The sequence below is a fragment of the Treponema sp. genome (assembly GCF_045657965.1).
Classification (GTDB): Bacteria; Spirochaetota; Spirochaetia; order Treponematales; family Treponemataceae; genus Treponema_D.
This window is the reverse complement of sequence record NZ_JAZOUG010000283.1, coordinates 1-8,324: the sequence shown is the minus strand read 5'-3', so window position 1 is coordinate 8,324 and position 8,324 is coordinate 1. Positions and strand designations below refer to the sequence as shown.

At 38.4% G+C, this 8,324-nt stretch carries 8 protein-coding genes and 1 pseudogene; 3 read left to right on the top strand and 6 right to left on the bottom strand.

All coding sequences use genetic code 11. From position 1 onward, the window contains the following. Together ACKI5B_RS10830 and ACKI5B_RS10825 are read right to left on the bottom strand one after the other, a co-directional pair. A complete protein-coding gene (locus ACKI5B_RS10830; RefSeq protein WP_407428635.1) occupies positions 1-177 on the bottom strand; it encodes a helix-turn-helix domain-containing protein in 177 nt (58 codons plus the stop codon). A gap of 98 nt (positions 178-275) precedes the next feature. Continuing rightward, positions 276-815 carry a hypothetical protein gene (locus tag ACKI5B_RS10825; protein WP_407428633.1) on the bottom strand — a complete coding sequence of 180 codons (540 nt, stop codon included), beginning with the start codon at positions 813-815 and terminating at the stop codon, positions 276-278. A gap of 88 nt (positions 816-903) precedes the next feature. Here ACKI5B_RS10825 and ACKI5B_RS10820 point away from each other — a divergent pair, with 88 nt between their 5' ends. The 3 genes from ACKI5B_RS10820 (at position 904) to ACKI5B_RS10810 (ending at position 4,247) form a co-directional block, all read left to right on the top strand. Continuing rightward, on the top strand, positions 904-2,142 hold the full coding sequence (locus ACKI5B_RS10820) for an aminotransferase class V-fold PLP-dependent enzyme (protein WP_407428631.1): 1,239 nt from the start codon (positions 904-906) through the stop codon (positions 2,140-2,142). Between the two features lie 110 nt (positions 2,143-2,252). Continuing rightward, positions 2,253-2,936, top strand: a complete 684-nt coding sequence (locus ACKI5B_RS10815; protein WP_407428629.1) for a hypothetical protein — start codon at positions 2,253-2,255, stop codon at positions 2,934-2,936. Between the two features lie 87 nt (positions 2,937-3,023). Next, positions 3,024-4,247 (top strand): LL-diaminopimelate aminotransferase, encoded by a 1,224-nt coding sequence (locus tag ACKI5B_RS10810; protein ID WP_407428627.1) that lies wholly within the window; start codon positions 3,024-3,026, stop codon positions 4,245-4,247. A 162-nt stretch (positions 4,248-4,409) separates the two neighbouring features. On the opposite strand, the gene ACKI5B_RS10805 is transcribed toward ACKI5B_RS10810, so the two are convergent. From ACKI5B_RS10805 to ACKI5B_RS10790, 4 genes and pseudogenes are all read right to left on the bottom strand, one after another. Continuing rightward, positions 4,410-5,612, bottom strand: coding sequence for a hypothetical protein (locus ACKI5B_RS10805; RefSeq protein WP_407428625.1), 1,203 nt, complete (start codon positions 5,610-5,612; stop codon positions 4,410-4,412). 11 nt (positions 5,613-5,623) lie between these two features. After that, positions 5,624-6,964: an OmpA family protein gene (locus ACKI5B_RS10800; protein WP_407428623.1), complete on the bottom strand. Its 1,341-nt coding sequence runs from the start codon at positions 6,962-6,964 to the stop codon at positions 5,624-5,626. Positions 6,965-7,017: 53 nt separating this feature from the next. Continuing rightward, on the bottom strand, positions 7,018-8,037 hold the full coding sequence (locus ACKI5B_RS10795; RefSeq protein WP_407428621.1) for a lytic transglycosylase domain-containing protein: 1,020 nt from the start codon (positions 8,035-8,037) through the stop codon (positions 7,018-7,020). A gap of 38 nt (positions 8,038-8,075) precedes the next feature. Next, positions 8,076-8,324: pseudogene (locus ACKI5B_RS10790) on the bottom strand (tetratricopeptide repeat protein); the annotation flags it as partial.

Below are 8,324 nucleotides of genomic sequence, written 5' to 3'. Positions count from 1 at the left end.
TCACGCCTGTGCAATTGAAAAAATCAGATCGAATGAAGGTTTTGTTACTCCACATTCAATATTCCCGATAGTGCCGTTTGAAACATTACACATTTCAGCTAATTTTGCTTGAGAAAGTCCTGTTTTTTTTCTGTAAAACTTCATGTTCTCAACAAAATTTTCCTGATTCTCAGTCATATTCTCATTATGACTGAGAATTTTTCAATTTAATATACAGTCAGAATTTAAAATTACACTTAAAATCACTCGCTTTAAATGAGTATCAGGATGACCTGTTACTTAATTTTGCCTTCAGACCATTTGTAAAATCTTGGTGCTTTATGTTCGATGTGCCATTCGCCTTTGTAAAAACCGTTGTCGTTTATTACTGGCGTTACAAAAATTACCTTTGCCGGGTTTTCGGTGTCGTATTCAAACACATTTGATTCCCACTGGCCTTTATTTTCAGCTCCCTTTGCACATTCAAAAGCATTGTACCATTCGGCCGGCGTGTAGACTGAGAACCGGTATTTTCCGGGGCGGAGGTTTAAGTGCATTGCCATTCCTCCGTCAAGGTACAGCTTATTTTTGTATTTATTTACAACATCCGGAATTGAACTCCATTCGTAAGTGGCTTTTACCTTTGTTTTTGAAACATCATTTCCGTTTTCATCTTCAATCTGCACAAAGCAGCGGATATAATTAAAGTCTGTCTTGTTTTCAGGCCGGTAAATTATGAGCTCCCATGGATTATGTTTTACAGGCGGAAGGTCTGAATCAGCGGAAAGCGAAAAAAGTGAGAAAATTACAAATAACGCAGGAAGAAATTTCTTCATCAGTATATTATCGGAAAAAAATAAAACCTACTGAAATTCTAGGTAAAACTACTTCTCAATCAGTCTGAAAATCTTTATAATTTGGCACATGAATAAATTCCGTAATGATTTTCCGCTTTTTAAGGCGATTGACGAAAAAAATTCTGAAGACAACTCTGGTCTTGTTTATCTTGATACTGCTGCTACCGCCCAGCGCCCATACATCGTTTTAAATGCGATGACTCACTTTTATGCAACTCAGAATGCAAATCCCCTGCGCGGTCTTTATTCTTTAAGCGAGCGTGCTACAAAGGCTTACGAGGACGCACGTGAGACGGTCGCAAAATTCGTAAATGCACGCTCTCCACGGGAAATTATCTTTACCCGAAACACAAGCGAAGGCTTAAACTTAATCGCAAACACATACGGTATGGCTAATGTAAATGCCGGGGATGAAATCGTTATTTCAATCATGGAGCACCATTCAAACATTCTTCCGTGGCAGTTTATCCGCGACACAAAAGGCGCGGTCTTAAAATTCATGTATGTCGATAAGGAAACCGGCGAAATTCCTGAATCAGAATATGCTAAAATCACCCCAAAAACAAAAATTGTCTCTCTTACACATGTTTCAAATGTTTTAGGAACTACGAATCCGGTCAAAAAAATTGCAGAAATTGCCCACAAAAACGGCGCTGTAATGGTTGTTGACGGAGCACAGTCAACTCCGCACATTAAAGTTGACGTTCAGGAGCTTGGAATCGATTTTTTTGCAATGAGCGGACACAAACTCTGCGGTCCAATGGGAATCGGAGCTGTGTGGGGCAGAATGGAGCTTTTAGAGGCAATGCCTCCATTCCTTCGCGGCGGAGAAATGATTGAATATGTTACCGAAGAAGGCGCTACCTGGGCAGATGTTCCGCACAAATTTGAAGCCGGAACTGTGAGCGCAGGAGATGCAGTCGGCATGGCAGCTGCAATCCGCTACATTCAGTCAGTCGGTTTAGACACAATTACTGAGCACGACAACGCCTTGGCTGTCCGATTAATCGAAGGAATGAAAAAAATCCCTCACGTAAATATAATCGGAAACAAAGACGGCACAAAAAGGTGCGGAATTGTTACCTTTACGGTAGACGGAGTTCATCCGCATGATATTGCAACCCTTTTAAGCGAAGAAAATATTGCAATCAGGGCAGGTCATCACTGTGCCCAGCCTTTAGGAGCTTATCTTGGAGTTCCGGCTACTGCACGTGCAAGCCTTTACTTCTACAACACCGAAGAAGAAATTGATCTGCTTCTTGAAAACGTAGCAAAATTAAGGGCCTGGAGCGGTTTTAAAGATTAGAAAGTTCTTAATCTTTATAAGAATCTTCTTACCCCCCCCTTAGAAAATTGACAGATTCTTTTTTTTTTTATAATTTCTTGTCCTTTTTTAAGGATAAGGAGTTTATAATTATGAAAAAGCTTATCGCTTTGGCCGCTGCTGCCGCTTTAACAGCAGCTTCACTGTTCGCTGAGAACACCCTTCACATCGGTGCAAGCTTCCCGATTTCACCATTTTCTGCAGATGCAGATGTTAGTGGCAATACAAAAACAGAAGACTTTTCACAGACTGGTGTTGATTTTGTATTTGACTACACACATGTTGCTGACAGCGGTTTTGCTTTCAAAGTTGGATTTGATGCAGGCTATGTTTCATCAGGCGATATGAAAAGCTATGAAGTCAAAAATTATGGTTTAAAAGAAAAAGACGATGCTTCCGGCATTGATTTTGCATTCGGTGTAGGTTTTGGTGGTTCTCCAATTCACAATGAAAGAATGACTCTTTCAATTTTCGGTGATTTTGGTTTCCGATATCAGACTTTTGAACTTTTCTCAGCTGATATTGCCGGTGAGCACTATGAAGTTGATTTTGATGATTTCCTCTTCTATATCGGACCTGAAGTATCTTACACATTCCGCTTTAACAATCATATAGGTTTGTTTGCAAATTTCGGTATGTTCTATAACATTGGTTACGGTTCTATGTCTTATGCTGAAGATCATGATAATAATGCTAAAGGTTATTTCGGTGATGCAGACTATATTGTTTCAGGAATTTCATTCCAGCCAAAAATCGGTCTTGCTGTAACATTCTAGTTTTAGAAGACACAGTTTAATTTTTTTATATAAGCCGTGCATCAGTACTTTACTGACAGCACGGCTTTTTGTTAGAATTGGCTCACTATGATAAAAAGAAATACTGGATTTTCAAATTTGACCGCAGGCTATCTTTTCCCGGAAGTTGCCCGCCGCCGCCGTGAATACGCTGCTTCTCATCCGGAAGCAAAAATCATTTCGCTCGGAATCGGAAACACTACCGAGCCTATTTCAAAACATATTGCTTCAAAAATGAGCGGATACTGTCTTTCTCTTGCAACTGCCGAAGGTTACTCAGGCTACGGCGATGAACAGGGAAATTCTTCTCTGCGCTCAAGAATTGCAGAAGTATTTTATCCTGGCCTTGTAGATGCGGGAGAAGTTTTTATTTCTGACGGTGCAAAATGTGATATCGCACGAATTCAGACACTTTTTGGCCGCGATGTTAAAGTTGCCGTTCAGGATCCTGCTTACCCTGTCTATGTCGACGGAAGCGTTGTTGTTGGAGCTGCCGGAAAAAATAACGGCACAGGTTACGAAGGAATTTCCTATCTTCCATGTACTCCTGAGAACGATTTCTTCCCTGATTTAAGCAAGGTCGAAAAAAATACACTTATCTATTTCTGTTCCCCAAATAATCCGACTGGAGCAACTGCTACAAAAGAACAGCTCAAAAAACTTGTAGATTTTGCAAATGCCAACGGATGTATCATCATTTTTGATGCTGCATACTGTGAATTTATCCGCGACAAAAATCTGCCTAAAACTATTTACGAAATTGAAGGTGCAAAAACCTGCGCAATCGAAGTAAACTCTTTTTCAAAGCCGGCAGGTTTTACTGGTGTCCGATTAGGCTGGAGCATTGTTCCGAACGAGCTTAAATTTGAAGACGGTTCAAGCGTAAACAAAGACTGGAACCGCGTCATGACAACTCTTTTTAATGGTGCATCAAATATTGCTCAGGCAGGCGGTCTTGCTGCATTGGACGAGCAGGGCTTAAAAGACATGCGTTCTCAGGTTGATTATTACCTTGAAAACGGTAAAAAAATCAAAGAAACCCTTGACGGTGAAAATTTCAAAAAAATGGGCGTTGTTTCTTACTTTACAGGAAACGGTCCTTATGTATGGGCAAAATTTCCTGGTCTAAAAAGCTGGGAAGTGTTCGATGCAATTCTTGATAAGTGCCACATCGTAACAACCCCAGGTTCAGGTTTCGGCCCGGCAGGCGAAAGTTTCATCCGCTTCAGCTCATTCGGTCACAAAGCCGACATCGAAGAAGCCTGCAAACGGCTAAGTTCGTTTTCTATGTAAGATTTGAACAGCGGATATAAAATAACTTTAAAATAAGTCTGCTAAAGAAAAAACGACCGGAATCGTGGTTCTGGCAAAAAGCCGCCTAAGCTGTGCTCACAGCGGCTTTTCTGACAGGTTCACGATGAAAGGTCGTTTTTTTTGTTTTTAAGACAGCTTAATCTACAGTTCTTTTTTATAGCCGATGTGCAGCTTAAGAGCATTACCTTCATTTTCTGCAATTTTTGTCGGTATTGCCTGGAACAGCATTGTCATTTCTCCGTCTAAAATCTTGAGCTTTAAGAACGGAGCAACAGTTATATTCATTGCATCAAAAAGTTTTGTATCTGCAATATCAGAAATATTTTTTTCTTCAAAGCTTACCATCCAGTTTACACCGGCTGAAAAATCATAATTTTTTGCATGAAATGAATCAGAGAAAATATTAAGATTCAGGCCGAGTGTATCATTGAAGAACGGCATTTTTTTGATTTTATCTTCCGGAATACTGTAGACCGTTATATATAATTTTGTTTGTTTTGCTGCAAATCTGGGCTCAACAAGAAGATAAACATCTGCCATATCAAAATCTTTTGCTTTGCTGCTTGATTTTACAGGAAGATATTCAAATCCGCACTGGGCATAAAGGGAAGCCGGAGAATATTTGTTTCCAAGAAGCACATCAATTCCTGTATGAAAATAAAGCGTATCAATCAGAAGTACGACATCATTATTATTTTCGTCTTTTGTATAAAGCGGGGCACCAAGACCTGCAAGTAAATCTAAAGTTAAGTATCTGTAGGCTGCAGCAAGTCTTAAGTCAAAATTTAACTGTGGAACATCTTCTGAATTTTCGCTGTTTTTGCTTATAAAAAGACCTGTGCTTACAGGTTTATCGTTAAAGGTTATTGTATATCCGCCGCCGTAGCCGTAAAGTGAATAAACTGAAGCACCGTTTAATCCAAGATAGTTTTCAAGAAGCGGGGAAGAGTAGTTTTCAACACCAAGACGCCGTCTGATAAACTGCTGGGTTCCTACAGATTCAAAAAATCCCATAAAGAAATTCAAATCGTGTGAAAAACCGCCGAAGGATTTTATGTATGTTGCAGAAAGTTCGTCGATTCTGAAAATTGAGTCAGTTTCAGAAAGAAGTCCTGAACTGTATGTGTCATCAGTTTGCATTGAAAATTCTGAGCGAACTGAAAGACTTTCTGATAAAGTGAATCTTCCTGAAAAAAATGCATCGAAAGTAAGGGAAGGATCAAATGACTTTGCTTTTGTGTTTATGAAATTTGACAGGATGCCTGCTTCACCTGAAAAAAAAGTGGCTGCAAAGATAGCAGGACTCAACATTAGAATAAGAAGAGCAGATATTTTTCTTTTCATTTGAAAACTCCTTAGTATCTTTTGATATAGGTTGCTTTTGGTCTTGCTGTTATTATAACGCGTCTGTTCATTGCACGGCCTTCAGGTGTTGCATTTGAAGCAATCGGCTGTGTGCCGCCGTAGCCTTTAAAACTGAACAATGAGCGTGGAAGACCGTTCTTTACAAGCTCGTTTATAATTGTCTGTGTTCGTGCTATTGAAAGATTCATCTGGCCGAGAGGCTTATTAACATCTGCAGTGTGTCCTTCAATTAAGATTGTAAATGCATCGTCTTTATTTACATCTTTTAAAAGATTTGCAAGATTCTGCATTTTTGGAAGTTCAGATTTAAGAAGTTCCGGACTGTCGGCAACGAATTTTAAATCATAGAAAAGCTTAAGTTCACCGTCTCCGATTTTAATAACCGGTGCTTCTTCATTTGCAGGGAAATAATTTGCTATATCAAAAAATGGTGCATAATATTCCTGAAGTTTTTCATCCATATTGATAGAATAGGTTAGATTTTCTTTGTCCAGCAGAATAACGACTTTTCCTTCCTGTAAAAGCTTAAGATTTTCAGGAACTGATAAAATTTTAAGGGCATCCTGCCTTGAAATTACAGGGTCAGTTCTTAAATGGCCGTAAACTTTGCGTGCTTTAATGCGAAGCGGGTCAATTCCGATTCTGTCCTGATAAATGCTTTCGTCATCACGCCAGTCATATTTAATCATTCCGTTTAAGAATTCTGATTCTGGAGAACCCATGTTTCTTTCATAAATTAAATTCATATGTTCATCCCAGACCTGCGGAAATAAGCACGGGTAGACTTCATCTTTCATAAACTCGCCGTGTACATCAAGTTCACCTCTGGCATCGATGATAATTCCTGTGTAAACGCGGCTTGAAATATTATCAATTGGTTTTGCGTTTTCATAAGGAAAATGATGCTTTATCATGAGTGATGAAATTTCGCGCAGATTAATTGAATGAACTGTCGTTAAAGTAAGGGAACCGTCTTTAAAAATGCCCGGAGTTTTTTTTCCGTTGTTGATAATATCTGTAAGCTGTTCGAGTGTTATGTCGTTTGCAAGAACTAAATCACCTAACTGCTGTGTAGAATTTACATAGATAGAAAGAAGCGGATCTTTAATTAAATCCGGAAGTTTTGTTTCTATAAAATTTATTGCAGCTCTTTTACCGGACGGCATATTTATTCCGGCTTTTTCTGTATTTAACTGTATATCCGAAACAAAACTTGATTTTGACCAGTCAATTACGCTTGATGATGAAATAACACTTTTGTTTCCCTGAGAAAAGAGAGAAGCTGTAATTGCGGTAAAAATAATAACGGAAGATAAAATTTTATTTTTCACAATAAATTTTCCTTTTTTAACGGTTCTTCAAATTAAATTTTCGGCATAAAAGATTAAAAACTGAAATTCAGAATATCTTCAGCTGCTTTTTTCATATTCATCGGAAGCCGGAGTTTATATTCTGACGGTGGTGTCGTGTTTGTTAAAAGCTCAGGATTAAGTTTTTTTAAAGTTCCTTCGGTTAAGCGAAGCTGATTTTCCAGATAAGAAAGGGATATTTTATTTTTTGTAGTGATATAATCAAAATCTGCATAAAATTGTGATGAAGTAAGTTCGGGAAGTTCAATTTTATATTCTGAAAAATTTTCTGCCAGTTCTGTAATTGCAAGAAGTTTCGGAACATAATTTATCGTTTCTGAAGGAATAAGATTGTGCTCGGCTAAATACCAGAATGATTTAACCGGTGATTTTTTTAAGGCCCGGCGCATTGCACCTAAGCCGCAGTTGTATGCACCAATTGCTAAAGGCCAGTCTTTAAAAACATTATAGTTATCCTGTAATTTTAAAAGGGCTGCACGTGTACTTTTATATGGATCTAAGCGTTCATCAAACCATTCGTTTTTTTTAAGAAAAGGTGACATGGAATTTTCCATAAACTGCCATAACCCCTTAGCCCCGCTTCTTGAAACAGCTTTTTCGTTGTATTCACTTTCAACCAGCGGCAAATATTCCAGTGCCAGAGGCATTTTTTGTTTTTTTAATTCAGAGCGGATATAAAGTCTGTAAAATTCTCCGTTATCAAGAATTTTGTACAGGTTCTGCTTTCCAAAATTTGTCATGTAGCGGGCAATATATTCATGAATCATATTCTGTGCATATTTTTGTTCTGGAATTTCAATATCACCGGTTTTTTTTATTATTTTCCGCTGTTTTTCTTCAAGAAATTTTTTTTGTCTTTCATAATCTTCTTCATCAAAAAGTTTTAAAATCTGATGAAGAGGGGAGTCGTCAATATAATATTCTTCTGCAGGCGGAAGTTCTTCCAGTTCAACTTTTTCAAGTTCAGCAAAAAGAGGAACGGAAAAATTAAAAAAAACAATAAAAACTGTGATGAAAAAAAAAGACTGCCTCATTCGGTATCCGTGCCGTGGCAAGAAAAAATTGCGCATGATTAGAGTTTTTCACCGAAGTATATGCCTGCCCATTCCCAGCGGCCATGAATTTCAGGGTCTGCCGGAAAATCGACTTTTCTAAAGTATAAATACCAGATATTTACATAGGAAGTCCAGCCCCATGTACGCAGGTAAGCTTCTGTTGGTGTTGAGGTTTCGTCCAAAGATTCATTGTATCTGATTCTGTTTCCCAGCATAAAGTTGTGCATGGAAAAGTTTTCAAGGGCATTTGGGTCTGACTCACTTGA